This window comes from Nocardia niwae NBRC 108934 = DSM 45340 (genome assembly GCF_001613465.1).
GTDB classification, from domain to species: Bacteria; Actinomycetota; Actinomycetes; order Mycobacteriales; family Mycobacteriaceae; genus Nocardia; species Nocardia niwae.
In genome coordinates, this window is sequence record NZ_BDCK01000024.1 from 233,046 (window position 1) to 256,790 (window position 23,745).

Genomic DNA, 23,745 nt, shown 5'->3' on the forward strand with positions numbered 1-23,745 from the left:
GGCCGCCCGGGCTCGATCACAGGTCCAGGAACGGGTCGAGCCCGACGGTGAGACCGGGGCGGTTCGCGATTTCCCGCACGCCGAGCAGCACGCCCGGGGCGAAGGAGGAGCGGTCGATCGAGTCGTGCCGGATGGTGAGCGTCTCGCCCTGGGTGCCGAACAGCACCTCTTGGTGGGCGACCAGGCCGGCCAAGCGCACCGAGTGCACCCGGACCCCGTCCACGTCGGCCCCGCGCGCGCCCTCCAGCTCGGTCGTCGTCGCGTCAGGACTGCGGTTCAGGCCCGCTTTGTCCCGGGCGGCGGCAATCAGTCCGGCGGTGCGGTAGGCGGTGCCGGACGGCGCGTCGGCCTTGTTCGGGTGGTGCAACTCGATGACCTCCACCGATTCGAAGAATCGGGCCGCCTGCTCGGCGAATCGCATGGACAGCACCGCGCCGATGGCGAAGTTCGGCGCGATCAGCACGCCGACGTCGGGACGCTCGGCCAACCAGCCGCGCACTTCCGCCAGCCGGGTCTCGTCGAATCCGGTGGTGCCCACCACCGCGTGAATGCCGTGCTCCACCAGGAACCGGAGATTTCCCATCACCACGTCCGGGTGGGTGAAATCGACGACCACTTGCGTGTTCGCCGCGGTGAACCGGTCGAGCGAATCATCCTTGTCGACGGCGGCGGCCAGTTCCAGATCGTCCGCCGCGGTCACCGCCGCGCAGATCGCCTGTCCGACTTTGCCACGCGCTCCCAGCACTCCGACCCGAATGGTCACCGCACCTCCTCGTTCCGCTTCGGTCGGGATCAGCCTAACGGGCAGCGCGCACGGCACGACCGCAGGCCGAGGCGGCACGACAATGAGCGCAGAGCGCCTATCGCGCCGGCTGCGGGTCGCCGACCTCCGGAGTCGTAGCGCCGCCGAGGTTCGCGACCATTCGCCGCAGGATCCGCACGGTCTCGGCGAATTGCTCGTCGGTGATGCCCTCCGCCAATTGCTTTCTGCGTTCGCCGATCCGGACGAAGGCCTCGTCGTGGGCGACTCGGCCCTTGTCGGTCAGCGACAGCATGCCCGCGTCGTCGGCGACCAGCCCGTCGGCGAGGAGTCCGGCCAGTTGAGTGGGCCATTCGGAGTCGTCGGTCCAGAAGCTGTCGAGCGCGTCACGGATGTCGTCGGCACGCTGTGGTCCATCGGCCAGCGAGTGCGTCACCTGCCAGCGTCTGCGATCGAACCCGCCTGAGGCGAGGTCCTCGTCGAAGCGCTCGTTGATCACTCGATCGAGTTCTACCAGCCAATACCCGATGCCACGACGGATGGCCATGATCTCTCTCCTACACATGTCAATGAACAATTACATGTATTCTTACATATAAATTTCGGGCATGACAGAGTGAACGAATGGACGAGCACGACGCGATCACCGTCGCCGTGGAAGCGGCGATGGTCCGGATCCGGCGCAGGCAGACGCGCGGTGCACTGAGCGACGGCACGATTCCGGTCGCCGTGTTCCGGGCGCTCGACGCCGTGGCCGACGGCGCGGCGGACACGGTCGGCGCGCTGGCTCCCGCTCTCGGCGTCGATCAGCCGAGGGCCAGCCGACTGGTGGCCCACGCGGTGTCCTCGGGCCTGCTGGAACGGGTCGCCGATCAGCGCGACGGACGTCGTTCGGTCCTCCGGCTGACCGCCGCGGGGCACCGGGCCGTGGCCGGCGCCAGAGCGGGCAGGCGCGCCGCCATGGCCGCCGCCATGGCGGACTGGACTCCTGCCGAGCGCGCCGAGTTCGCCCGTCTGCTGGCTCGATTCGTCGACGGACTGGACCGTCCCGCCGACGGAGCGACATCGCGCATCGGCCGCAGTGAGGCGGGATCAGCCGAAGACGATGACCTGGCGTAATGCGTGGCCCGCGGCGAGTTCGTCCATGGCGCGGTTGATCTCGTCGAGCCCCACGTGCGCCGAGATGAGCCGCTCCACCGGCAGCCGTCCCGACCGCCACATGCGAACGTATTCGGGAATGTCCCGGGACGGTACCGCGGAGCCGAGATAGCTGCCGACGATGGAACGCCCCTGCGCGACCAAGGCCAGCGGCGAGATACCGGCCCTGGCGTCGGGAGCGGGCAATCCGACGGTGACGGTGGTGCCCCCGGGAGCGGTCGCGGCGACGGCGGTCTCGAAGGCGCGAACGTTGCCCGCGGCTTCGACCACCACCTCCGCCTGCACCCCGAGTTCGACGACTTCCGCCGGGGTGTAGGCGGCGTGCGCGCCGAACTCCCTGGCGAGAGCGAGCTTGTCCGGCACGGTGTCGACCGCGATCACCTCGTGCCCCTCCGCGGCGAGCGACACCGCCACCAGCACCGCCGCCATACCGACACCGCCCAGGCCGACGACCATGATCCGGTCCCCGGTGCCCGGCCGCGCCGAATTCAGCAAAGCGCCACCGCCGGTCAGCACCGCGCAGCCGAGAACAGCGGCCACCTCGGGCGGCACATCGTCGTCGACCGGCACCACCGACCTGCGATCCACCACCGCATGCGTGGCGAAAGCCGACACACCCAGGTGGTGGTGCACCTCGGCGCCGTCGCGGAGCAACCGCCGCCCACCGTTGAGCAATTCACCCGCGTTGTTGGCGACGCTGCCCGGCACGCACGGTGTGCGCCCCTCGGTCGCGCACCCCGCGCACTCGCCGCACCGCGGCAGGAAGGTCATGACCACGCGCTGCCCGATCCCGATATCGCTGTCGCCGGGACCGACCGCTTCCACCTTCCCCGCAGCCTCGTGGCCCAGCAGCATGGGCACGGGACGGACCCGGTTGCCGTCCACCACCGACAGGTCCGAGTGGCAGAGCCCCGCCGCCTCGATCCGGACCAGCAGTTCACCGGGCCCCGGCTCGCGCAGCTCGAGGTCGCACACGGTGATCGGCGCCGACTCGGCGAACGGCGCCGGCGCCGCGATCCGCTCCAGGACCGCTCCACGAATCTTCATTCCGCCGACGGTACCGTCCGTGGCGGACCCGGCCCACCCGCCGCGGCCGCGCCCTGCCCGGCTCTCGCACCGTCCGGAACGGCGGTCGGTTGGTGGGCGCCCCGCCGGTCCCGCCACGCCGGGTGCGTGCCTGCGTACGATGCCGCGAATGGATGTGGATCTGGTCGATGTGGTCGAACGCTTGCACGCCGACCTGGCGAGGTGGTTCGGATCGGCGGCGCCGGTCGAGGTGTTCGAGCGGTTCGCTGCGGCGCAGCACGAGCAATTCAGCATGGTGACGACCGCCGGCGAAGTGCTCGACCGCAGCGCGTTGCTCACGGGCGTCCGCGACGCGCGCAACGCGATGCCCGGCTTGACCATCGAGGTGGCCGATATCGAAGAACTCTCGCGGGCGGGTGGCCTCGCGGTAGTGCGGTTCCTGGAGACGCACCGGGCGGCCGGAAATGTCACTCGCCGCCGGGTGACCGCCGTGCTGACGACCGAGGATTCGGGCGCGGTTCGCTGGTTGACGGTGCACGAAACCGATACGGCGCCGGCCTGACCATTCCCAGCAGCGGATGGGCGCGCGCCGCGCCTACGCTTCGTCTGCCGGACAATTTCTTCCTCGTTCTCGAACAACGTGGCGACGCTGCGGGAACGACGTGACGCGAGGAGGTCGGCGCCGGTGGATCGGTGGGAACGCGACGGTCTGCGCTCCGCGAACAGCGGAATCCGCAACCAGGTGGACTACATCCTGGACGCGCTCGCCGAACAGCGCACCCACCTGGCGGAGGTGCGCGACAAGCTGGCCGCGGTGCGGTGCACGGCCGAGTCGGCGGACAAACTGGTGGAAGTGACCGTGGACGCCGCGGGCGTCCTCGTCGACGTGCGGTTCACGCAGGCCGCGCTGCGCAGCACGCCGGAACAGCTGGGCCGCTCGGTGACCGAAGCGGGTAGGCGGGCGGCTCGGCAGGCGCGCGACCGGCACGCGGCGATCATCGCCCCGATCGTCGCCGACGCCGCAGCGGTACCCGACCTGCCCGATCTCGTCCCCGGCGCACCCAGTCTGCGTACGGTGTGGGAACCCGCGCGCGACGACTCGGCAAGCTAGCGCGCTCGGTGTATCCGATGCGGTGCCTCCTCGCCGGACGAGACGGTCCGGGCCGATCCGGACCCACTCGACCGGCGAGGAAGCACGGCCACCCCGAGTGCGGCCGCGCTGCCGGCGGCTCGGGGTGGCTCGACCGTGGTTCTCGAGTGTCGGCACATGGCAGCTACCTCCGTTTCGAATGGGCAGCCTCGGCTGCCTGAGGGATGGGCGAAGCGATCAGTAGAGCTTGGCCAGGAACGTGGACATGTTCTCGCGCACCCGCTCGACCTTCGCTTCGGGCGTGAGATCCTCCCGGTACCGGCTTCCCAGCGCGGGCCGCTTCTTGTTCCGCGCGTACAGCGAGCAGGCGAGATCGGTGCACATATAGGTACCGACCGAGTTACCCCTGCGCCCGGACTCGCCGGCTTTGTGCGCGGTCATCAGGGAGACCCCGCCGCCGGTGTGGGTGGTCAGGCAGATCGTGCACATCTGCGCCCGGCCGGTGCCACCGGTGGCGTACCGCAAGGCGACGCCGACCAGGCGGTCGTCCTGTGGGACGACCAGATAGCCGCGTCCCGGCATGGACGGATCGCTCCAGCCGAGGAAGTCGAGATCCGCCCAGGGCCGCTCGTCCAGGTCCCTGGGCACGGGTAGCCGCTTGGCGTCTCCTTTCGAACAGTTGACGAACGACGACCTGATGTCGCGTTCGGTGACGGGTTCCATGAGGGGTCTCCTTCGTTTGATCGGTGGACAAACCGAAGCGACGTTACGGTCCCGTCATGCCGGGAACAACGGAATTTCTCGCGCCCTCGGCACTGCGCGCTGCCCTCCCGATCGCATCGAACCCCTCGGGCGCGGAGACGGTTTCGGCCCTGGCACGGCGGGTATCCGCCGCCAGCGGGAGGTGTGAGTGTGGCGCAAAACTTGCAGAAGAGGTTCGCGGCGCGACGCAGGCTGCGCAGCCCGGCGGATCTGCCGGGACGGTCGTGGTGGGGTGTGGTCAGACGGTCGATCGGCGAGTTCCAACGGGACAATCTCACCGACTGGGCCGCGGCCTTGACGTATTACAGTGTGCTGTCGCTGTTTCCGGGCATGATCGTGTTGACCGCCGGGCTGGGCATGCTGGGCCGCGACGACACTCTGGCGTTGGTCGACACTCTTCGCGAGATCGGGCCGGGCAGCGGCACGGATCTGCTCGTGGACGCGGTGAACGGCATAGAGGAGGCGCAAGCCCCGGCCGGACCGCTGGCGTTGGTGGGGCTCGCGTCGGCGCTGTGGACCGCGTCGGCGTACATCGGGGCGTTCATGCGGGCGACCAACGCGATCTACGACATCCAGGAGGGGCGGCCGCTCTGGAAGACCGTGCCGGTGCGGGTGGCCCTCACCGCCGCAGTGGTGGTCCTGCTGGGCGTGTGCACGGTCGGCGTCGTGGTCAGCGGTTCGTTCGCCGATCAGGTCGGCCGCTGGCTCGGATTGGGGCAGGCCACGATCACGGTATGGGGCATCGTCAAGTGGCCGGTGATGATGGCACTGATCAGCCTCGTCTTCGCGTTGCTGTACTGGGCGGCGCCCAACGTGCGGCAGCCGGGATTCCGGTGGCTGACCCCGGGTAGCGCGCTGGCCGTGGTGCTCTGGGCGGGTGCGTCCTGGGGATTCGCCTTCTATGTCGGCCACTTCGGCTCCTACAACCGGGTCTACGGTTCCCTGGGCGGCGTCGTCGTTTTCCTTGTCTGGCTGTGGATCTCGAACATCGCGGTCCTGTTGGGCGCGGAGCTGGACGCCGAGCTGGCGCGGGCGCGCAACATCGCCCACGGCCATCCGGAAGAGGCAGAACCCTATCTGCCGCCGCGTGACGACCCCGACGAATGAGCAACGGCGCCCAGCCATTCGCCGCGCAAGCCCCCTCCGCGGCGCGGCCCCGGCCGAACACCCACCGCGTTTGAGCGAAACCGGTAGCGGTACCCGAAGCCCGTCTGGATCGGCATTCGGAGAGGACTCCCATGACTCAGCACGCTGAACCTTCCGCCCCCGGAGGACCCGCGACCATGCCCTCGGATGTCACCGGGAAGCTGTCGGTCTTCGACCGATTCGCGACAGCCGCCAGCGCACTGGCCTCGAAGGCGGGATTCTTCGTCTTCTGCGTGATTCTGGTCTTGGTGTGGGCGCCGACGATCTTCCTGCTCCCGAGCGTGGACACCTGGCAATTGGTCATCAACACCGCCACGACGATCATCACGTTCCTGCTCGTGGCCCTGCTGCAGAATACGCAGAGCCGCGCCGACGCCGCCGTCCAGCAAAAGCTCAACGCCATCGCCGACGGGCTGGCCGACCTCATGAGCGAGCTGAGCTCCGAACACCCGGAACTACAGCGGCACCGCCGGGAACTCACCGACGCCGTGGGGCTGGAGAACCGGGAGAGCGCCGGGTGATCGGCGCGGAGGCCGGTGGCACCGCATGCCGCCGACCTCCCCGCGCCGATGCGTCACGGCCGATCGGGGTCGGTGCTCTTGCCTGCCTCCCGGACCGCTTCGGCGAGCTCACGGCGCAAACGTTCGGCGTTCGCTTCGTCGCCCGCGTCCTCGGCGGTGGTGATGTCCTGGCGCAATTGCGCGATCGTGTCCTGCGAAACCATGGGATCTCCTCGTCTCTTCGGACGGTTTCGGACGAGAGGGCGGCTCGGCCCCCGTCATCAGGGTGGCCGCTGAGTCGAGGACGAAACACCGGCGAGTCCCGGCGGCAGGCAGCCAACCCCGGCCAGCGCTGCTCGGCTCGACGCGCTTGTCGCGAAGGTAGGGTGGAAAGGTTCCCGACGATTGGGTCCGGGCGCAGTGGGTACTCTCCGCTGCGGTGTGACCGGGATACAGATCGCCGACGCATCACGAGGTACCGACCGCACCTTCCCGCCTGAGTGACAGGGTTGTGACCAGTCCGTACACCGAGCAGCGTGGCTCGGGAACCCTTCACGACGTGCTGGGCGGGATGCCGTGTCCGAAAGAGCAGGAGTGTCGCAGCGATGGAGTCATTGGCCTTCCACAGCGACAGCTTGGGCGATACCGAAGAGTTCCTCAATCTCAACTACACCAGGATGCGGATCGGCAACAGCACCGGCGTCCCCGTCCGGACGGACATCACCCGGACGATGCTCGGCCCGGTCAGCCTGGACGCCCTCGATTTGAGCTTCGACATGCGGTACGACGCCCAGCCGCTGGGCAAGATATGCCTGTGCGAGGTAGACGCGGGGACGATCGAAGAGAACTATGCCGACGGCAGCACCGACTTCTTCCGGCCCGGCGAACTCGGGCTGCTCACTCCGCCGGACCTCCCGTACTCCGGGGTGATCCACCAAGCCCGTTACAGCATAACGATGTTCGATCCCGCGCTGCTGACCCAGGTCGCGGCCTCGGCCCCGGGCCACGATCTGGAACCGGTCCGGCTCACGGGTCATCGCCCGGTCTCGCCGGCCGCAGCACGGCGCCTGTCCGGCGTGCTGGAGCACATGCGCGGTCTCGCTGCCGACCGCACGGCCGGCGAGCAGCCGCTGATCACCTCCACCGCCGCGCAGTACCTGGCCGCCACCGTGCTGCACGCTCTCCCGAGCACCGCGCACACCGATCCCACGGCGAACGACCGCAACGACGCCCATCCCGACACGGTGCGACGCGCGCTGGCCTACCTCGAGTCGCACGTCAGCGAGGACATCACCGTCGCCGACATCGCCGCGGCTTCCTATGTCACCGTTCGCGCGCTGCAACTGGCGTTCCGTCGCCATCTCGACACCACGCCCATGGCGTATCTGCGGCGGCTTCGCCTGCGCGCGGCGCACGAACAGCTGCGCGACAGCTCGTCCGACGACGGTCACACCGTGACCTCGATCGCCGCGGCCTGGGGTTTCGCTCATCCGGGACGATTCGCGAGCGCCTACCGCTCGGCATACGGTCGCTCTCCCCATACCACTCTCATCGCGTGACCCACCGCCACTCGAGCTTTCGGCCGAGGACTCGGCGAGAAAGCCGTGATCAGTCCCGCAGGGCACGCTCGCGAAGGTCCGCGAGGGTTCGCGACAAGACACGGGAGATGTGCATCTGGGAGACGCCCAGGACGGCGGCGATCTGCGCCTGCGTACGGCCCTCGAAAAAGCGCATGCGCAGCACGCGCCGCTCCCGCTCGGGCAGTTCGGCGAGCAGCGGCGCGACCGCGAGCGCCTCGTCGGTCAGGTCGTAGGAGGGATCTTCCTCGCCGAACGTCTCCGCGACGCGCACCGAGGCGCCGCCGCTCTCGTCGTCCTCGATGACCGCGTCGATCGAGTTCGTGGAATAGGCGTTGCCTGCCAGCAACGCTTGGGTGACTTCGGTCAGGTCGATGTCGAGTTCGACCGCGATTTCGAGCGCGGTGGGCATCCGTTCCAATCGCTGGGACAGCCGCTCCACGGTGGGGCCGATGGTCAGCTGAATCTCCTTGATCCGGCGCGGCACTCGCACCGCCCAGCTGTGGTCGCGGAAGTGGCGGCGTACCTCGCCCATGATGGTGGGCACCGCGAACGACAGGAACGACGGTCCCCGCGCCGGGTCGAAGCGGTCGACCGCGAGCACCAGCCCCACGGCGGCGATCTGGTACAGATCGTCGTAGTTCTCCCCGCGGCCGACGAAGCGGCGGGCGATGTGCTCGGCCAGCGGCAGGCACCGGCGCATGATCGCTTCCCGCAGCCCCGGCCGTTCGGGATCGTGCTCGTCCATCGCGGCCAATTTCTCCAGCCAGGGTTCGATGCCGTCGTAACTGTCCGTCCCGCGCCGCGTCCGGCGCGGCGTGGCGGTCCTGCGGTTGGCGGTCGCGAGTGACATGAGCTTCCTCGTTCCTTGTCCAGCGGCCGCCGCGCTCGCCCGATAGAAGGCGGCGACGACCGCCGAATACCGCCCGGCTGCCGCGTCAAGCGGTTGTGGGCGGTCTTGTTCGTATTTCGGACGGGCGACGGTGCCCGGATGCGTTCTCGGGATCGCTCGCCTCCGCGGGATGCCGCCGAGAGTGAGCCGTGCCACCGGGGGTGCGCGGTCGGCGACCAGCCTCCGGGGAGATCCCCTGATGTGCTGCCGTACCGCCGCCGGTCCGCCCCGCCACGCCATCCGCGACGACAGCGCCGGGTGACCGGCACCCGCGCGGCCGGGGATCACCGTCGTCGTGCATCGCAGGCGCCGGGCACGCGACCACCGGCACGCTCTGCCCCACTCCCAGCACGTCCACGATGCGCCGCACGGGTCCGTCGTCCGGCACGGTCAGGCCGACCGGGACACCTGTTCGCGCCCCCCACCTCGCCAGCCGCAGCACCACGCGCACGCCCGCACAGGCCAGGAAACGCACCGCACACAGGTCGAGGACGACCAGATCGGGGTTCACTGTTGTGCGGCAATGCTTTTCGATGAATTCGTTCATCGCGGCGAAACACTCGTCGGCGGTCGCGGCATCCAGTTCACCGTGGGCGACGAGGAGCAAACCGTCATCGGTCCGGATGCCCTCCACGCCGTTCTGACAGGTCATGCGTACCTCCGGCGGCCGGGTATCGGCACGAGACCGCACAGTCGAGCCTGTCAGTCGGCACCGGTGGTGTCAGCGCGACAGACGAAGTCTCGCGTGGCATCGGTCCGAAAAACGAAACGCCTGACCGCACCGAGCGGGTCAGTCCCGGGGGATGCGGTGGTGGACGGTGAGCAGGATATGGTCGAACGCGGCGACCAGGTCCGCCGGTGGCGGCGGTACCAGCGGGAGTTCCGCGATCAGTTGCTGGGCGAGTGCCCGCAACTTCGTGTTGGTTTCCTGCGATCGCCAGCGCAGTATCTGGAACGCTTGCTCGGCGCTGATCTGGTAGACGCGCATGAGCACCCCCTTGGCCTGCTCGATGACCGCGCGATTCTCGTAGAGCCCGGGCAGCGTCGCGGCGAGCATGGCCTGGTGCGCCTCGGCCAGGGTGTCGGAGAGGTCGACGTAGAAGCCCGCGGTGCCGACCGCGAGGCCCGCGTCGTCCAGAATCCGGTCGGCGACGACGAGCACCGTGTGCTCCTGGCCGGACAGGTCGATGAATCGATGCCTGCTCGAGAAGGGCTCACCGTGATCGATGGCCCGCGTGATGGTCTCGGCGACGTGCGTGCGGTCGTCGGGATGCTTGTGCGCGAGCAGCAGTTGTGTGGTCGGCTCGATCTCACCGGGCTGGTAGCCGTGCATGCGATAGACCTCGGCGGACCATTCCCAACGGCGGGTGGCGAACCAGAACCGGAAGCTTCCGACAGTAGGTTGCTCGGGCGGTGCCGCACCGGCGGTGGTCACGGCGGACATACGGGGCTGCATGCTTTGAGTCATGGATGCAAGGCCTCTCCGAGGGACAAGGGGCTCACGCCGCAACGCGACCCGCGGGCTGTCTTCCCTCGGCGGGGTCACGCGGACGCGGGCACGTTCGGCCGACAATCCGCTGTTGACTCAACGGCCGGCGCACGCGCACATCGTGGCGGCAGCCGGTGACCTGCGACCCAGTATGTCATCCGCCTGCGGCTCGGGCTCGACGAGGCTCGGCTACCGTCCGAAAAACGAAGCACACCCTGGTTCTTCCGCAGCGGGTGATCGTCTGGCGCGCAAGGGATCAGAGCCGGACGACCACGCGGACCGCGTACCGGCACATTCCCTGACTTCGAATCGAGTTCGCGCACAGCGTGGCCCGGCTCGTTGCCGCGAGCCCGACGAGCCGTTGCGCCGGACGTGGTGGCCGCAGCCCTCGGGCTCGGCGCCCCGGACGCGTAGGGATCATTCCCACGGAGTGTCCCCTGCGACATTCGCTCCGGAAACCGTGGCCGGTTCCGATTCCGCGAACGCGGCGGCGGCGCCGGAGCCGACGAACTCGGCCGCCGCCAGCACCGCCCGGCGCACCGCCCGCTCCGGTCCGCTGCCCTCGCCCACATGGGCCGTCGCGGCGACGGCGAAACTGTCGCCCGCCCCGCAGGTGTCCCAACCGGCGGGCGTCTTCGCCGCGACCGGAAGCGGGATGCGCAGGCGCTTGCCCGACGCCCGCAGGCAGACCAGGGCGCCTTCCGGTCCGAGGGTCACCGCGATGGCGTCGACGGCCCATCCTTTGGCGAGTTTCCACAGGTCAGGACCATCGTCGAGTCGGCCGGACAGCAGCGTGAGCGCTTCCGCGCGATTCGGGGTCACCAGTGCCGCGCCCGGGATCGGCACGGGTCCGTGCGGGTGGGGATCCCAGACGACCGGAACATGGCGGGCATGGTCGCGCAGCAGTGCACGGATCTGCGGGTGAGCCGCGATGCCGCGACCGTAGTCCGACACCAGCACCGCCCGCGCCGCCGCGAGCACGGCGTGCGCCTCCTCCGGCAGCGGGTCGGCGCCGGCTCGTCCGGTACCGGAATCGATTCTGGTGATCAGCACGGGCCGCCGGGGCTCCTTGGCCCGGGCGTGCCCGTTCGAGCGGGCCCATGGGCCGACCGCGCGCACGCGCTGCTTACAGATGGTCGAACCACGCAGGGGAAGCGCGATGACGCGTACGTGCCGGTCCAGCAGCCCGCGCAACCGGGCCGCCGCCTCGTCGGCGGCGAAGCCCGCGATCAGGACGACGTCCCGGTCGCCGGCCGCGGCGAGCCGGGCCGCCAATCCCGCGCCCCCGGGACGGAACGCCCGATGTACGACGTCGACGACCGGGGCCGCCGACTCCGCACTGCACCGGTCGGCGCGACCGTCGACGTCGATGTCGAGCAGCGCGTCCCCGATCACGACGAGCGGATCGCCCGCGGCCATCACTCTCGCTCCAGCGCGGCTTCCGACGCCGTCCACGCTCCGTGCACCAGCGGCACGGGCATCTCCTGCACCGGCGCGGCGGTATCGGCCTCGGGCGAATCGGTGCCGAGCACGACTTCGCATGCGGGACGAAAGCCGTAGGGCTCGGTGCGGACGGCCCCGCCGCCACGCCGTGACATGACCACCGGCGACTCGGCGGCGTGGATATCCCGGCCACCGGCGTGCCCGGCACCGAACTCGGCCGGCGGGCCGTCGCGCTCGGACACCATGGCGATCCTCACTGCAGGCTCCGTTCGCCGAGGACGACTGGATCACACACGCAGTAGTCGATCCGGGCCGCACCAGAAGCCCGCACGTGCTGACATGCCCCGACCTACCGCGCCGAAACATCCGTTCTCCGATGCGGCGCAGATCTCGGCGATTCGCTGTTGGCCTTCTCCGCGATCCACGCGCTATTCCAGCGGCCCGGATCGCCCCGCTCGGTACACGAATGCTCGCCCCATCACCGGCCGGGCGTGTGGGGCCGTGGTGTGTACGGCCGAACACTCGCCGCCTCGGGGCCCCGGTCGGTGATCGCGGTGGTGAAGACGACGGTCTGACCTGGAGCGAGTGTCTTGTACCCACGGGTGTCGATGGCACGGAAGTCGACGAAGACGGGGCTCGTGCGATCGTCGGGCTCGAGATAGCCGAAGCCCTTCTCGGTGTTGAACCAGGCAACGGTGCCATGACGCCATTCGGTGGCGGTGGCGGGCACGAGGGTGTCGCGACGCCGGCGGGGCGGCCGGAATCGACTCGGGGCATGCGTTGTAGTCATGAGACAGCGTGGGAGCGGGAATCGGGTCAGTACGCGAGCGGGTATTCGTCGTCGGGCAGCGGCGTGACGAAGGCTTGATCGAGCCGGTCCACTTCGTCGGCGTGGTCGAAGGCTTCCCGGATGCGTTCGGTCAGCGGGTTCAGCGCCGTCGGGTCGATTCCCGCGTGCTCGTGCCGGTCGGCAGGCGCTTGCTGTTCGAGGTGGTCGGCGCGGCTACCGGTGGGAAAGGTCGGGGTGTGCACGGTGGTCCTTCCTCGTGACGTCAGGCCTGTCCTGGGATACGGGAGCCGCGGGCCCGGACACCGCGTGCCGGGCCCGCGTCGGAAGAGAGTGACGTGACGGTTCGATCGATTCGGGCATCACCTGCCTTCCTTGCGCCTGTCTTTCCGATCTGCCGAAAGCCTCACCCGCGCGGAGGTCCGCGCTCGCGCGGATGCGGCCTGTGCGCCGGGATGCGACCGCGCGGGGCGGCGACCTCTGCGGACGGCCGCGGCCCCGTCACCTCGTCGGGGATGTACGCCGAGCGCGGCACATCCGGTGGGCACCGGGCGATCGCCATTGCCGCACAAAGGATCTCGTCCACTTCGGCGAACAACCCGTCGAGGTCGGCGTCCACCAGCGGCAACCCGGAGACGTCGCAGATGTCGAGGGTGCTCACGACCCTTCACCTCCTGCCGGAACGTGCTGGGTCCTGCGGGCGATCAGGCGTCGATCGGCACGACCGCCGGGTGCGCCGGCCTGCCGAACACCTGGTGCGTCAACTGCTCCAGATCATGGAACGGGTCGCTACGCATCACCATTGGTCGCCACCTCCATCTCACTCCATCTACTGGGGTCTACCGAGATAACCTATGGCAATTCAGACAGATTTTTTGTAGCACTATCCAGATATCTACGCAAGAGCCCGAGGGGAACAATTTCGCGGACGGTCGATGGGGGTGTTCGCGAGCCGCCGCCCGCACGCCCGGATGTCCGCGCGCGACAATCGGCAGCGCCACATCGATCGATTACGGCTCCCCTCCGCACGAGCGGAGACCGGCATCGAGGTTTGCGAAACTTTCGCGCTCGTCACACACCGCGGGCATGACTCGGAAGAGAGAAGGCAGACAGTCAGAAGACCTGGACGATGCCGAAACCGTTTCTGACACATGGCCGACCGCACAGGCCGGACGATTTGGTGGAGCGGATGACGGGATTCGAACCCGCGACCCTCACCTTGGCAAGGTGATGCGCTACCAGCTGCGCTACATCCGCATTCGCATCGCGGAGTCCGTGATGCGACACAGAACATTAGCGGACACGCGGGGCGAAAAGCCAATCGCCGCTCATGCCCGCCGCACCGCCGATCGGTCCCGGCGCAGTCCGAGGCCGGCCGCGATCAGGCAGGCGAAGGCGACGACACCCACGAACCACGGGAACACCGTGCTCAGGCCCCATGTGGTGGCCGCCCAACCGGCCAGGATGGTGGGCAGCGCCATCGCCGAATAGGCGAGCAGGTAGTACGCCGACATCGTCTCGCCGCGCTTGTGCTGCGGGACGACCTCCGACAGGTGGCGCAGCGAACCGCCGAAACCGAGGCCGAAGGTCGCGCCGAGCGCGACGCCCGCGGCGAGCACCGCGATCCAATTGTGCGTGGCCAGGGCGGGCACGGTCAGCACCAGCGACAGCGCCATGCCGGTGTCGCCGAGGATCGCGGCCCACCGGGCGGGCACGCCGGTCGCGAACAATTGCGCGGTCGCGCCAGAGAGGGCGGTGGAGGCGACGACGGCGCCGCCGAATACCAGGTTGTGGATTCCGGTCTGCTGAGTGGCCAGCGAGGGGTACAGCGACAGCAGCACGCCCAGCACCGACCATGCCGCCATCACGCCGATGGCCGAGAACCAGAAGTCACCCCGAATCTCCTGCGGTACGGCGGGTTTCGCGATCCGGATGCGTCCCGCCACGCGAGCCGAGTGCGGTTCGCGCAACGCGAGTACGCCGACGCCGATCGCCAGGCAGACGACGGTTATCACGACGTAAGGCGTGCGCAGCGGGTGCGGGGCGTACTGCGCGAGCAGCGCCGAGCCCAGGATCGCCACCGCCATGCCCACGTTGAACGCGACGCCGCTGAGCTGCCCGGAGCGCGCACCGCGATGCGGGCGCAGATCCAGCAGCGCCGCGGCGCCCGCGACCACGGTCGAGCCCACCGCGATACCGTGCAGCGCACGAGCCAGCAACAACATGGACACGCTGTCGGCGAGCACGAACACCAGCAATCCGGCGACCATCGTGGCGAACGCGCCGAGCAGCACCGGCTTCCGGCCGACCACGTCCGAGATCCGCCCGGACACCAGCACCGCGCCCAAGGCGGCCACCGCGTAGACGGCGAACACGATCGTCGTGGTCAGCGGGGAGAGATGCCACTGCTTCTGATAAATGCCGTAGAGCGGCGCCGGAACGCCCGAAACCCCCAGCGCCACGCCGCTGGCCGCCAGCACCAGGGCGTAGGCCCAGCGCTGCGTGGTCTGCTCCTCGACGGCCACCGCCATCGTCGCTGCCATCGGAACTCCGATCAGGTAGGTTTGATAATGATCGAACCGCAATCGACCATACATCCGGTACGACGATCATCAAACCTGAGAGTGAGCCAGATCATGCCCGATGTCCGAGACGCGGACGAGCAGGCGCCCCCGGTGGCCGCGCTGCCCGCAGTGCTCAGCGCGCTGCAGGATCCGGTGCGCCTGGAGATGGTGCGCCGGCTCAGCAACGCGGGAACGGCGGTCCGCTGCAGCGCGCTCTACGAGGTGATCAACAAATCGACCGCCACCCACCATTTCAAGATCCTGCGCGACGCCGGCGTGATCGAGCGCCTGGTCATCGACGGCCACACCTGCCAGCGCCTGCGCGTCGACGACCTCGAGTCCGCCCTGCCCGGGCTGGTACCGACGATCGTCGCGGCCGCCAACCGCGCCCACCGGGTTTGACCCGGCCGGGCGGGCGCGTTCAGCAGTTGTCGAAGCGCCACTGCCCGTCGACGAACGTCCACGTCTTCGGCTTCGTGTCGTCCTTGGCCGCGCGCGCGTCGAAATTCTTGACCGTGACCGTACCGGTCGACCCGGACGTGGTGACAGTGATCTCCGCCGGCTTGGACTTCAGGTCCCGTCCGTCGTAGAGCTGCGCCATGGACGCGACATAGTCGTCCTCGTTGAGCGTGAGCCTGCACCGCGCGGAGCGAAATCGGTACGCGGCGGCGTAATCGTGCGCCGCCAGCGCCTCGGTCATCTTCGTGGCTTCCGTGCGCAGCGCGGCCGCGGTCGGCTCACCCGGCTTGCCCGCATCCGCGTCCGTTCCGCCGCACCCGGCCAGCACGAGGAGGGGCATCGACACCGCGCCCAGCACGCACAGGGCACGACTCGTTCGGTTCATCTCGACTCCTTGCCAGAGATCGCCGGATCCGACACCCGGACAATCGAGTTCAGCGCCCTCCGGCGGGGATCGACGGCCGGGCGGCCGAAACAGTATCGCGGCAACGGATACTCCGCCAAGCGCGGCCCGTCGCCGGGGCGAAGCTCAGCTCGGCACCAGCCGCCGGACGGCGGCGGGCAGATCCCGGGTGCGCTTGTACGGCCCGGCGACCGACGCGGCGAACGGCCGCGACAGCAGCGTCCGCGCGACGGCGGACACTTCGTCGGTGGTGACGGCGTCGATGCGCGCCAGGGTCTCCGACACGCTGCGGTGGTTGCCGTAGCTGAGTTCGCTGCGCCCCAGACGGTTCATGCGCGAGGCGGAGTCCTCCAGGCCGAGCACCAGTCCACCACGCAACGAGCCCTTGGCACGGGCACACTCGGCGTCGGTGATGCCGTCGGCGGCCACCTCCTCCAACACGCCGCGCGCCAGTGTCGCCACCTGGCCGAGATTCTCCGGCTGACAGCCGATGTAGACCGAGAACGCCCCGGTGTCGGCGAAGGTGTCGACGCTGGAATACACCGAGTAGGCCAACCCGCGCTCCTCCCGGATGCGCTGGAACAGACGCGAACTCAGGCCGCCACCGACCACGGTGTTGAGCACCGACAGCGGCCAGCGCCGCTCCCCTTCGTGCCGTCCGAAGGCGCGCACGCCGAAAGCCAGATGCGCCTGCTCGCTGTCGCGATGGCTCCAGTGCAGTTGCGGAGTACCGTGTGGCCGAAATCGGCCTTCGCGCCGCGGGGCGGGCGTCGCCGCCAGGTCGAGCCGGTTCTCGAAGGCACGATGCACCAATTCCACGGTGTGGTCGTGCTCCACGTTCCCCGCGACCGCGACCACCATCCGGTCCGGCCGGTAGCGTCGCAGGTGGAACGACCGCAGCTGCGCGGCCCGCATACCCTCGATGGATTCGATCGAGCCGATCACCGGGCGTCCGATCGGGTGATCGCCGAACAGCGCGGCGAGGAAGGAGTCACCCACCAGGTCCTCGGGGTCGTCGTCGCGCATCGCGATCTCCTCGAGCACCACCTGCCGCTCGACGTCCACGTCCGAGGCCCGGCACAACCCATTGAGCACGACGTCGGAGACCATGTCGACCGCCAAGGGGAGGTCGTCGTCCAGGACGTGCGCGTAGTAGCAGGTCTGCTCCTTCGCGGTGAACGCGTTGAGTTCCCCGCCGACCGCGTCCATCGCCTCGGCGATGTCCAGGGCCGACCGCGTCGGCGTCGCCTTGAACAGCAGGTGCTCCAGGAAGTGCGCGGCCCCCGCGACGGACGGGCCTTCATCGCGCGACCCGACCCCTACCCAGACGCCGACGGATGCCGAACGCACCCCGGGCAAATGCTCGGTGACCACTCGCAATCCGCCGGGCAGTACGGTACGCCGCACGCCGCTGTCCGAGTCCGCCCGCAGCTCGAGTGACGAACCCCCCTGCCCGGTGCTGAGCAGAGGGGTTGTCGTCTTCTTCTTCGTCACAGGGACAAGTACTACTCGGTCCCGGCCGAACCCGCATCGGTCGTGTCATCGCCGGTCTCCTCGGCGTTCTCCTCGACCGGCACGAGCGAGATCTTGCCGCGGTTGTCGATGTCGGCGATCTCCACCCGCAGCTTGTCGCCGACGTTCACCACGTCCTCGACCTTGGCCACGCGCTTGCCGTTGCCCAGCTTGGAGATGTGCACCAGACCGTCGCGGCCCGGAAGCAGCGAGACGAACGCGCCGAAGGCGGTGGTCTTGACGACCGTGCCCAGGAAGCGCTCGCCGACCTTCGGCAGCTGCGGGTTGGCGATGGCGTTGATCGCGTCGATCGCGGCCTGCGCCGACGGGCCGTCGGTCGCGCCGACGAACACGGTGCCGTCGTCCTCGATGGAGATGTTGGCGCCGGTGTCCTCGGTGATCTGGTTGATCACCTTGCCCTTGGGGCCGATCACCTCGCCGATCTTGTCGACCGGGATCTTGATCGCGGTGACGCGCGGCGCGTACGGGCTCATCTCGTCCGGGGTGGCGATGGCTTCGGCCATCACGTCCAGGATCGTGGCGCGCGCGTCGTGGGCCTGGCTCAGCGCGCCGGCCAGCACCTGCGAGGGGATACCGTCCAGCTTGGTGTCCAGCTGCAGCGCGGTGACGAACTGGGGGGTGCCCGCGACCTTGAAGTCCATGTCGCCGAAGGCGTCCTCGGCGCCGAGGATGTCGGTCAGCGCGACGTAGCGGACCTCGTCCTCGCCCTGGTCGTTGGTGATGGTGTCGGAGACCAGACCCATCGCGATACCGGCGACCGGCGCCTTCAGCGGCACGCCCGCGTTCAGCAGCGACAGGGTGGAGGCGCACACCGAGCCCATCGAGGTGGAGCCGTTGGAACTCAGCGCCTCCGAGACCTGGCGGATGGCGTACGGGAACTCCTCCTGGCTGGGCAGCACGGGAATCAGCGCCCGCTCGGCCAGCGCGCCGTGACCGATCTCGCGGCGCTTGGGCGAACCGACCCGGCCGGTCTCACCGGTGGAGAACGGCGGGAAGTTGTAGTGGTGCATGTAGCGCTTGCTGGTCTCCGGGCCGAGCGAGTCGACCTGCTGGGCCATCTTCACCATGTCCAGGGTGGTGACGCCGAGGATCTGGGTCTCGCCGCGCTCGAACAGCGCCGAGCCGTGCGCCCGGGGCACCACGGCGACCTCGGCGGACAGCGCGCGGATGTCGGCAAGGCCGCGGCCGTCGATGCGGAACCCGTCGGACAGGATGCGCTGGCGGACCAGCTTCTTGGTCACCGAGCGGAATGCCGCGCCCAGTTCCTTCTCACGGCCGGCGAAGTCGTCGACGAGCCGCTCGAGCACGGCGAGCTTGATCTCGTCGATCTTCTCCTCGCGCTCCTGCTTGCCGGAGATGCTCAGGGCCTCGCCCAGTTCGCGCTTGGCGGTGCCCTCGACCGCCTCGTACACGTCCTGACCGTAGGGCGGGAAGAGCGGGAACTCCTCGGTGGGCTTGGCGGCCAGCTCGGCCAGGTCCTGCTGCGCGCGGCACAGCCGGGCGATGAACGGCTTGGCGGCCTCGAGCCCCTCGGCGACGACGGCCTCGGTCGGCGCCTGCGCACCGCCCTCGACCAGGCTGATGACGTTCTCCGTGGCCTCCGCCTCGACCATCATGATCGCGACGTCGCCGGAGTCGACCACCCGGCCCGCGACGACCATGTCGAACACGGCGCCTTCGAGCTGCTCGGTGGTCGGGAAGGCGACCCACTGGCCTTCGATCAGCGCGACGCGCACGCCGCCGACCGGGCCGGAGAACGGCAGGCCCGCGATCTGGGTGGACGCGGACGCGGCGTTGATGGCCACCACGTCGTAGAGGTCCTTCGGATCCAGGCTCAGCACCGTGACCACGACCTGGATCTCGTTGCGCAGGCCGTCGACGAACGACGGACGCAGCGGCCGGTCGATCAGGCGACAGGTCAGGATCGCGTCGGTGGAGGGACGGCCCTCACGGCGGAAGAACGATCCCGGGATGCGGCCCGCGGCGTACATCCGCTCTTCGACGTCGACCGTCAGCGGGAAGAAGTCGAACTGGTCCTTGGGCTGCTTGCCCGCGGTGGTGGCCGACAGCAGCATGGTCTCGTCGTCCAGGTAGGCGACGACCGAACCGGCGGCCTGCCGGGCGAGGCGTCCGGTCTCGAATCGGATGGTGCGGGTGCCGTAGCTGCCGTTGTCGATCAGCGCGACGGATTCGAACACGCCCGGCTCGACCTCGACGGCCGTGCTCTTGCGTTCAGTTGTTTCGGTCATTCTTCTCTCTCAACCTCTCGTCTTCGCCGGCTCGAGCGCTCGCTGGCGCGATCCGGCTGTCGTCAGCCGTACCGGGTACGGACGCGCGGCAACCCTCCTGGCTGCGACGCGCGCACCCGGCCGAATCCCCTTGGACACGGCGACGCGGAGGCGGTCATCGATCGAAGCCCGACGGCGCCAACTCGCTGCCGATAGGCCACTACCGAAGACCGACGCCACGCGGGCGGGTGCATACGGCTGTGCAATGTTGTCGTGCGACGGGGGCGCGATCCACCCCTATACACATGTGCCAACGGTGCGATTGTACGTCGCACCCTCAGTTGAACCAGCGACCGCCTCGAACACCCCCGTGTCGGACCGCCGCCTGCCACTCCCGCCGATACCGCAGCGGGTCACGAACACCCGGAACCCGACTTCTGCGAGTCGACCGAGCTCACGCCTCGAAATCGCTGATCGTTCACCCGGCCATCAGCGCGCCGGACCGGGCAGGCCATGGCCGTGCCCGGTTCGCATCCGAACGATCGCTGCGTGCGCGACCGAGTCGGCGACAGCGGTCGCTCGGACGCGAACCACAAGAACGCCGCGAACACGCCGCGACGAAGTCGCGACCGAACCGACACGGCCGCGAACACCCGGCGCCGGGCGCCGGAAAGGAATTACCGGCGCAACCCGAGCCGCTCGATCAGCGAACGGTAGCGGTTGATGTCCTTGTCCTGCAGGTACTTCGACAGCCGCTTGCGACGACCGATCAGCGCCATCAGGCCGTGGCGGGTGTGGTGGTCGTGCTTGTGCTTCTTCAGGTGCTCGGTGATGTCGGCGATACGCTTGGACAGCAGCGCGATCTGCGCCTCCGGCGAACCGGTGTCCTTCTCGTGCAGGCCGTACTCGGCGAGAATCGCCGACTTCTGCTCGGTGGTCAGCGCCATGGGGCATCCACTCCTGTTTCTCAGTTCCGCGCTCGAATGTCCGGTTACCCGGGTGCGGGCGCCGCCGCGGACCGCAGCAAACCCGATCGACCACCCTACCGGACCGGTAGCTCCCCGCCGAAATCGCGGACGCGACGACCTGGAATCCGGCTCCGGCCGCGCCGGACAGGGAAGCGGCGGCATTACCTCCCGGGTAATCGACTCGCCGCACTTCGGCTGCGAATCTTCTTCTCGTACCGCCGAATACGAGGAGACGACGACGATGCCCTACCTGGAGACGACCGACGGCACCCGCCTGGCCTACGAGGACTACGGAACCGGAACACCGATCGTGTTCCTGGCCGGGTGGGCCCTGCACGCGGAGATGTGGGAGTACCAGGTCCCCTTCTTCGTCGAGCGGGGCTATCGGTGCGTGCTGCTGGACCGGCGCGGGCACGGCCGGTCGGACCGGCCCTCGACCGGATACGACTTGGACACCCGCGCCGACGACGTGGCGGACCTGATCGAACGGCTGGATCTGCGCGATCTCACCCTGGTCGCCCACTCCGCGGGCGGCGCGGAGGTCGCGCGCTATCTGGCCAGGCACGGCACCACGCGGGTCGCGCGACTCGCACTGTTCGCCACGACGCTGCCTTTCCTGCGGCAGACCGAGGACAACCCCGAGGGCCTCCCGGAAGAGTTGAGCCTGTCGTCGATCGCGCAATGGCGCACCGACCGGCCCAAATGGTTCGCCGATCGCGCGCAGGGATACTTCGCCACGCATCTCGGCAACGACGTCTCCCCCGCCCTGATCGAGCATGAGACGCGCCGCTGCCTGTCCGCTTCGCCGTGGGCCACCATCGCCGTCTGGGAGTCCACCTTCCCCTCCGACCACCGGGAAGTTCTGCGGAATCTGCCGATTCCCGCCTTGGTCGTGCACGGGGTGCCGGATCAGTCGATTCCGATCGACGCCAGCAGCAGGCGCACGGCGAAACTAATTCCGGACTGCGTCTACAAGGAGTACCCGACCGCCGGGCACGGCTTGTACGTCACGCATGCCGAGCAGCTCAACAACGACCTGCTCGAGTTCATGAAGTCCTGACTCAGCCGGCGTCGACGGCGGAGAGGATCTTGCGGGCGGTCTCCACGTCGCGGCCCATGCACTCGACGAGCTCGTCCACCGACTCGAATTTGCGCTGCCCGCGGATGTGCTCGACGAAGTCCACCGCGACGTGCTGACCGTAGAGATCGGCCTCGCCGTCGAGCACGTACGCCTCGACGGTGCGGGCGCGGCCGGAGAAGGTGGGGTTGGTCCCCACCGAGACGGCGGCCATGGCCCGTTCACCCGGGGTAACGGTGCCGATGGTGGGGCCGGGGCCGAGCACGGTGAACCATCCGGCGTACACGCCGTCGGCCGGAATCGCGGCGTGCATCGGCGGTGCGACGTTCGCGGTCGGGAAGCCGAGTTGCTTGCCGCGCCCGTCACCGTGCACGACGACGCCTTCCACCCGGTGCGGGCGTCCCAGCGCCTCGGCCGCGGCCGCCATGTCCCCGGCGTCGACGCATGAGCGAATGTAGGTCGAGGAGAAGGTCACGGCGTGTTCACCGAGCAGCGTCACGCCGTCGACCTCGAAGCCGAAGCGCGTGCCGAGTTCGCGCATCGTCTCGACTGTTCCCGCGGCCTTCTTGCCGAAGGTGAAGTTGTCGCCGACCACCACCTCGACCACGTGCAACCGCTCCACCAGCAGGTCGTGGACATAACGCGCGGGCGTCAGCTTCATGAACTCGTGGGTGAAGGGCATCACGCAGAACACGTCCACGCCCAGTTCCTCGGCCAGTTCGGCCCTGCGGGTGAGAGTGGTCAATTGTGCGGGGTGGGAGCCGGGGCGGACCACCTCCATCGGGTGCGGGTCGAACGTCATCAGCACCGCGGGCACGCCGCGCGCGGCGGCGGACTTCACGGCCCGGCTGATCAGCTGCGCGTGGCCGCGGTGCACACCGTCGAACACACCGATCGTGAGGACACAGCGCCCCCAGTCCGCGGGCACCTCGTCGAGACTTCGCCATCTCTGCACAGTGCGCAGCCTACGCAAATCAGGTAGCGAACAGTATTCGGGCGTGCTGATCTCACACAACACTTCCGGTGCCGTGAGCCGCCGGCAGGCTTCGAGCGCTCGACGTGCGGCGGGCGCGAGTAGGCCGCACGTCACCGGGACGGATACGACACGGACGCCGTCCGCCTGCTCTGCGATGCGGCCATGCGAGTCGTGATCGTGACGGAACCTCTCGCCGCCGGCGGCGGTAAGGCACGTCCCCGGCGTAGCGGGGAGGTGGCCCGGCTAGCCGCATGCTTGCGTGCCACCGTGCCGGGACGTCGGGTTCGCCGACATCTCCGGGAAAACTTCGCCCGCCGGAAACGAATCCGGCGTTTTGGCGAAAGAGCCGATACATCCCGGGGTTTGTGCGGGCTTCCGAGCTCGTCTCGCCAACAGCGGGAATGGTCTAGCGTCCAAATCGTCGGCGATAGAAGTGCCCCGGAGTAGCCATGAAAAGTGCAGTCAAGCACGTGCGTGTGATCAAACCGTCCGATGCGGCCGAAACAATCGGGCGGCAACGACAACGCCTCATCCCCTGCGTCACCACCGAAACGTGTGGCGCTACCGGCATCTCGGCGGGCATGGTCAACATGAACCCCGGCGCCGTGTCCAAGGCGCATTATCACGCGCACAGCGAGATCGTCGTCGTCTGCCTGCGCGGGCGGGCGGTCACCCTGATCGGGCCGGAGCTGATTCCGCATTTCCACGGTCCGGGCGAGTTCATCTACATCCCGGACGGCGTGGTGCACGTGGCGGTGAACCTCGACGAGACCGAGGACCTGGTCGCGGTGGAAATGCGGACCGATCCCCTTTTCAACGACGACGTGGTGCTGACGCCCGAATACGACGCCCAGGTGCCCGAAGTGGTTGCCCGCCTCCGGCGCCGCGACCCGGTCGGTTCCTGAC

General features: G+C 69.0%; 28 protein-coding genes and 1 tRNA gene. 9 read left to right on the forward strand and 20 right to left on the reverse strand.

Annotation, left to right across the window (positions count from 1 at the left end):
* Window positions 1-16: 16 nt before the first annotated feature.
* Together dapB and NNI01S_RS17455 are read right to left on the reverse strand one after the other, a co-directional pair.
* Window positions 17-763, reverse strand: coding sequence for a 4-hydroxy-tetrahydrodipicolinate reductase (dapB, locus tag NNI01S_RS17450; protein WP_063021142.1), 747 nt, complete (start codon window positions 761-763; stop codon window positions 17-19).
* Window positions 764-860: 97 nt separating this feature from the next.
* Window positions 861-1,307 (reverse strand): winged helix DNA-binding protein, encoded by a 447-nt coding sequence (locus NNI01S_RS17455; RefSeq protein ID WP_063021143.1) that lies wholly within the window; start codon window positions 1,305-1,307, stop codon window positions 861-863.
* 77 nt (window positions 1,308-1,384) lie between these two features.
* Between NNI01S_RS17455 and NNI01S_RS17460 the strand changes: the two genes are divergently transcribed.
* A complete protein-coding gene (locus tag NNI01S_RS17460) occupies window positions 1,385-1,879 on the forward strand; it encodes a MarR family winged helix-turn-helix transcriptional regulator (RefSeq protein ID WP_063021144.1) in 495 nt (164 codons plus the stop codon).
* Here the strand turns inward: NNI01S_RS17460 and NNI01S_RS17465 are convergent.
* Window positions 1,853-2,965: an alcohol dehydrogenase catalytic domain-containing protein gene (locus NNI01S_RS17465; RefSeq protein WP_063021145.1), complete on the reverse strand. Its 1,113-nt coding sequence runs from the start codon at window positions 2,963-2,965 to the stop codon at window positions 1,853-1,855. The two genes, NNI01S_RS17460 and NNI01S_RS17465, sit on opposite strands and share 27 nt — an antisense overlap.
* 148 nt (window positions 2,966-3,113) lie before the next feature.
* On the opposite strand from NNI01S_RS17465, the gene NNI01S_RS17470 reads away from it, so the two are divergent.
* Window positions 3,114-3,506, forward strand: a complete 393-nt coding sequence (locus NNI01S_RS17470; protein WP_063021146.1) for a DUF4440 domain-containing protein — start codon at window positions 3,114-3,116, stop codon at window positions 3,504-3,506.
* Between the two features lie 123 nt (window positions 3,507-3,629).
* Complete coding sequence (locus NNI01S_RS17475) at window positions 3,630-4,055, forward strand: YbaB/EbfC family nucleoid-associated protein (protein WP_063021147.1); 426 nt, start codon at window positions 3,630-3,632, stop codon at window positions 4,053-4,055.
* Between the two features lie 216 nt (window positions 4,056-4,271).
* On the opposite strand, the gene NNI01S_RS17480 is transcribed toward NNI01S_RS17475, so the two are convergent.
* Complete coding sequence (locus NNI01S_RS17480) at window positions 4,272-4,757, reverse strand: FBP domain-containing protein (protein WP_063021148.1); 486 nt, start codon at window positions 4,755-4,757, stop codon at window positions 4,272-4,274.
* A 189-nt stretch (window positions 4,758-4,946) separates the two neighbouring features.
* Between NNI01S_RS17480 and NNI01S_RS17485 the strand changes: the two genes are divergently transcribed.
* Entirely contained in the window at window positions 4,947-5,903 is a 957-nt protein-coding gene (locus NNI01S_RS17485) for a YihY/virulence factor BrkB family protein (protein ID WP_157114831.1), read from the forward strand.
* Window positions 5,904-6,079: 176 nt separating this feature from the next.
* Window positions 6,080-6,463: a low affinity iron permease family protein gene (locus NNI01S_RS17490; protein WP_084488907.1), complete on the forward strand. Its 384-nt coding sequence runs from the start codon at window positions 6,080-6,082 to the stop codon at window positions 6,461-6,463.
* A 53-nt stretch (window positions 6,464-6,516) separates the two neighbouring features.
* Here the strand turns inward: NNI01S_RS17490 and NNI01S_RS34575 are convergent, their stop codons facing one another.
* A complete protein-coding gene (locus NNI01S_RS34575; protein WP_157114832.1) occupies window positions 6,517-6,666 on the reverse strand; it encodes a hypothetical protein in 150 nt (49 codons plus the stop codon).
* Window positions 6,667-7,047: 381 nt separating this feature from the next.
* Here NNI01S_RS34575 and NNI01S_RS17495 point away from each other — a divergent pair, with 381 nt between their 5' ends.
* Window positions 7,048-8,001 carry a helix-turn-helix transcriptional regulator gene (locus NNI01S_RS17495; protein WP_063021150.1) on the forward strand — a complete coding sequence of 318 codons (954 nt, stop codon included), beginning with the start codon at window positions 7,048-7,050 and terminating at the stop codon, window positions 7,999-8,001.
* Between the two features lie 49 nt (window positions 8,002-8,050).
* Here the strand turns inward: NNI01S_RS17495 and NNI01S_RS17500 are convergent, their stop codons facing one another.
* The 10 genes from NNI01S_RS17500 to NNI01S_RS17545 all read right to left on the reverse strand — a co-directional run bounded on the left by NNI01S_RS17500 (window position 8,051) and on the right by NNI01S_RS17545 (window position 15,173).
* The gene (locus tag NNI01S_RS17500; protein WP_063021151.1) at window positions 8,051-8,872 is read right to left on the reverse strand and encodes an RNA polymerase sigma factor SigF; all 822 of its coding nucleotides are present in this window, start codon (window positions 8,870-8,872) and stop codon (window positions 8,051-8,053) included.
* An 85-nt stretch (window positions 8,873-8,957) separates the two neighbouring features.
* Entirely contained in the window at window positions 8,958-9,563 is a 606-nt protein-coding gene (locus tag NNI01S_RS17505) for an STAS domain-containing protein (RefSeq protein ID WP_063021152.1), read from the reverse strand.
* Window positions 9,564-9,701: 138 nt separating this feature from the next.
* Window positions 9,702-10,355, reverse strand: coding sequence for a PAS and ANTAR domain-containing protein (locus NNI01S_RS17510; RefSeq protein WP_245676243.1), 654 nt, complete (start codon window positions 10,353-10,355; stop codon window positions 9,702-9,704).
* A gap of 462 nt (window positions 10,356-10,817) precedes the next feature.
* Window positions 10,818-11,819, reverse strand: a complete 1,002-nt coding sequence (locus NNI01S_RS17515) for a PfkB family carbohydrate kinase (protein ID WP_063021154.1) — start codon at window positions 11,817-11,819, stop codon at window positions 10,818-10,820.
* The gene (locus NNI01S_RS17520) at window positions 11,819-12,100 is read right to left on the reverse strand and encodes a hypothetical protein (RefSeq protein ID WP_157114833.1); all 282 of its coding nucleotides are present in this window, start codon (window positions 12,098-12,100) and stop codon (window positions 11,819-11,821) included. Before NNI01S_RS17520 ends, NNI01S_RS17515 begins: the two co-directional genes overlap by 1 nt.
* A gap of 221 nt (window positions 12,101-12,321) precedes the next feature.
* Window positions 12,322-12,633 (reverse strand): cold-shock protein, encoded by a 312-nt coding sequence (locus NNI01S_RS17525; RefSeq protein ID WP_084488911.1) that lies wholly within the window; start codon window positions 12,631-12,633, stop codon window positions 12,322-12,324.
* Window positions 12,634-12,659: 26 nt separating this feature from the next.
* Entirely contained in the window at window positions 12,660-12,875 is a 216-nt protein-coding gene (locus NNI01S_RS17530; RefSeq protein WP_063021157.1) for an Rv3202a family protein, read from the reverse strand.
* Between the two features lie 161 nt (window positions 12,876-13,036).
* Window positions 13,037-13,291, reverse strand: coding sequence for a hypothetical protein (locus NNI01S_RS17535; RefSeq protein WP_063021158.1), 255 nt, complete (start codon window positions 13,289-13,291; stop codon window positions 13,037-13,039).
* Window positions 13,292-13,811: 520 nt separating this feature from the next.
* Window positions 13,812-13,887 (reverse strand) — tRNA-Gly (locus tag NNI01S_RS17540).
* Window positions 13,888-13,958: 71 nt separating this feature from the next.
* Window positions 13,959-15,173 (reverse strand): MFS transporter, encoded by a 1,215-nt coding sequence (locus NNI01S_RS17545; protein WP_084488937.1) that lies wholly within the window; start codon window positions 15,171-15,173, stop codon window positions 13,959-13,961.
* 93 nt (window positions 15,174-15,266) lie between these two features.
* Between NNI01S_RS17545 and NNI01S_RS17550 the strand changes: the two genes are divergently transcribed.
* Window positions 15,267-15,596, forward strand: coding sequence for an ArsR/SmtB family transcription factor (locus NNI01S_RS17550; protein ID WP_063021235.1), 330 nt, complete (start codon window positions 15,267-15,269; stop codon window positions 15,594-15,596).
* A 19-nt stretch (window positions 15,597-15,615) separates the two neighbouring features.
* On the opposite strand, the gene NNI01S_RS17555 is transcribed toward NNI01S_RS17550, so the two are convergent.
* The 4 genes from NNI01S_RS17555 to rpsO form a co-directional block, all read right to left on the reverse strand.
* Window positions 15,616-16,038, reverse strand: a complete 423-nt coding sequence (locus NNI01S_RS17555) for a hypothetical protein (RefSeq protein ID WP_157114835.1) — start codon at window positions 16,036-16,038, stop codon at window positions 15,616-15,618.
* Between the two features lie 144 nt (window positions 16,039-16,182).
* Window positions 16,183-17,523 (reverse strand): M16 family metallopeptidase, encoded by a 1,341-nt coding sequence (locus tag NNI01S_RS17560; RefSeq protein ID WP_063021236.1) that lies wholly within the window; start codon window positions 17,521-17,523, stop codon window positions 16,183-16,185.
* Between the two features lie 38 nt (window positions 17,524-17,561).
* Window positions 17,562-19,838, reverse strand: coding sequence for a polyribonucleotide nucleotidyltransferase (locus tag NNI01S_RS17565; RefSeq protein WP_063021160.1), 2,277 nt, complete (start codon window positions 19,836-19,838; stop codon window positions 17,562-17,564).
* 656 nt (window positions 19,839-20,494) lie between these two features.
* Window positions 20,495-20,764, reverse strand: a complete 270-nt coding sequence (gene rpsO / locus NNI01S_RS17575; RefSeq protein ID WP_063021162.1) for a 30S ribosomal protein S15 — start codon at window positions 20,762-20,764, stop codon at window positions 20,495-20,497.
* 262 nt (window positions 20,765-21,026) lie between these two features.
* Between rpsO and NNI01S_RS17580 the strand changes: the two genes are divergently transcribed.
* Window positions 21,027-21,845 (forward strand): alpha/beta fold hydrolase, encoded by an 819-nt coding sequence (locus NNI01S_RS17580; protein ID WP_063021163.1) that lies wholly within the window; start codon window positions 21,027-21,029, stop codon window positions 21,843-21,845.
* Between the two features lies 1 nt (window position 21,846).
* On the opposite strand, the gene NNI01S_RS17585 is transcribed toward NNI01S_RS17580, so the two are convergent.
* Complete coding sequence (locus tag NNI01S_RS17585; protein ID WP_063021164.1) at window positions 21,847-22,818, reverse strand: bifunctional riboflavin kinase/FAD synthetase; 972 nt, start codon at window positions 22,816-22,818, stop codon at window positions 21,847-21,849.
* Between the two features lie 470 nt (window positions 22,819-23,288).
* Here NNI01S_RS17585 and NNI01S_RS17590 point away from each other — a divergent pair, with 470 nt between their 5' ends.
* Complete coding sequence (locus tag NNI01S_RS17590; protein WP_051175377.1) at window positions 23,289-23,744, forward strand: cupin domain-containing protein; 456 nt, start codon at window positions 23,289-23,291, stop codon at window positions 23,742-23,744.
* The last annotated feature ends 1 nt before the right edge of the window (window position 23,745 follow it).

Bases quoted from the DNA above. Each gene is read 5' to 3' on its own strand.
- NNI01S_RS17455 (WP_063021143.1), bottom strand. From the start codon at position 1,307: ATGGCCATCCGTCGTGGCATCGGGTATTGGCTGGTAGAACTCGATCGA.
- NNI01S_RS17460 (WP_063021144.1), top strand. From the start codon at position 1,385: ATGGACGAGCACGACGCGATCACCGTCGCCGTGGAAGCGGCGATGGTC.
- NNI01S_RS17465 (WP_063021145.1), bottom strand. From the start codon at position 2,965: ATGAAGATTCGTGGAGCGGTCCTGGAGCGGATCGCGGCGCCGGCGCCG.
- NNI01S_RS17470 (WP_063021146.1), top strand. From the start codon at position 3,114: ATGGATGTGGATCTGGTCGATGTGGTCGAACGCTTGCACGCCGACCTG.
- NNI01S_RS17480 (WP_063021148.1), bottom strand. From the start codon at position 4,757: ATGGAACCCGTCACCGAACGCGACATCAGGTCGTCGTTCGTCAACTGT.
- NNI01S_RS17490 (WP_084488907.1), top strand. From the start codon at position 6,080: ATGCCCTCGGATGTCACCGGGAAGCTGTCGGTCTTCGACCGATTCGCG.
- NNI01S_RS34575 (WP_157114832.1), bottom strand. From the start codon at position 6,666: ATGGTTTCGCAGGACACGATCGCGCAATTGCGCCAGGACATCACCACC.
- NNI01S_RS17495 (WP_063021150.1), top strand. From the start codon at position 7,048: ATGGAGTCATTGGCCTTCCACAGCGACAGCTTGGGCGATACCGAAGAG.
- NNI01S_RS17500 (WP_063021151.1), bottom strand. From the start codon at position 8,872: ATGTCACTCGCGACCGCCAACCGCAGGACCGCCACGCCGCGCCGGACG.
- NNI01S_RS17505 (WP_063021152.1), bottom strand. From the start codon at position 9,563: ATGACCTGTCAGAACGGCGTGGAGGGCATCCGGACCGATGACGGTTTG.
- NNI01S_RS17510 (WP_245676243.1), bottom strand. From the start codon at position 10,355: ATGTCCGCCGTGACCACCGCCGGTGCGGCACCGCCCGAGCAACCTACT.
- NNI01S_RS17515 (WP_063021154.1), bottom strand. From the start codon at position 11,819: ATGGCCGCGGGCGATCCGCTCGTCGTGATCGGGGACGCGCTGCTCGAC.
- NNI01S_RS17525 (WP_084488911.1), bottom strand. From the start codon at position 12,633: ATGACTACAACGCATGCCCCGAGTCGATTCCGGCCGCCCCGCCGGCGT.
- NNI01S_RS17545 (WP_084488937.1), bottom strand. From the start codon at position 15,173: ATGGCAGCGACGATGGCGGTGGCCGTCGAGGAGCAGACCACGCAGCGC.
- NNI01S_RS17550 (WP_063021235.1), top strand. From the start codon at position 15,267: ATGCCCGATGTCCGAGACGCGGACGAGCAGGCGCCCCCGGTGGCCGCG.
- NNI01S_RS17555 (WP_157114835.1), bottom strand. From the start codon at position 16,038: ATGAACCGAACGAGTCGTGCCCTGTGCGTGCTGGGCGCGGTGTCGATG.
- NNI01S_RS17565 (WP_063021160.1), bottom strand. From the start codon at position 19,838: ATGACCGAAACAACTGAACGCAAGAGCACGGCCGTCGAGGTCGAGCCG.
- rpsO (WP_063021162.1), bottom strand. From the start codon at position 20,764: ATGGCGCTGACCACCGAGCAGAAGTCGGCGATTCTCGCCGAGTACGGC.
- NNI01S_RS17580 (WP_063021163.1), top strand. From the start codon at position 21,027: ATGCCCTACCTGGAGACGACCGACGGCACCCGCCTGGCCTACGAGGAC.
- NNI01S_RS17590 (WP_051175377.1), top strand. From the start codon at position 23,289: ATGAAAAGTGCAGTCAAGCACGTGCGTGTGATCAAACCGTCCGATGCG.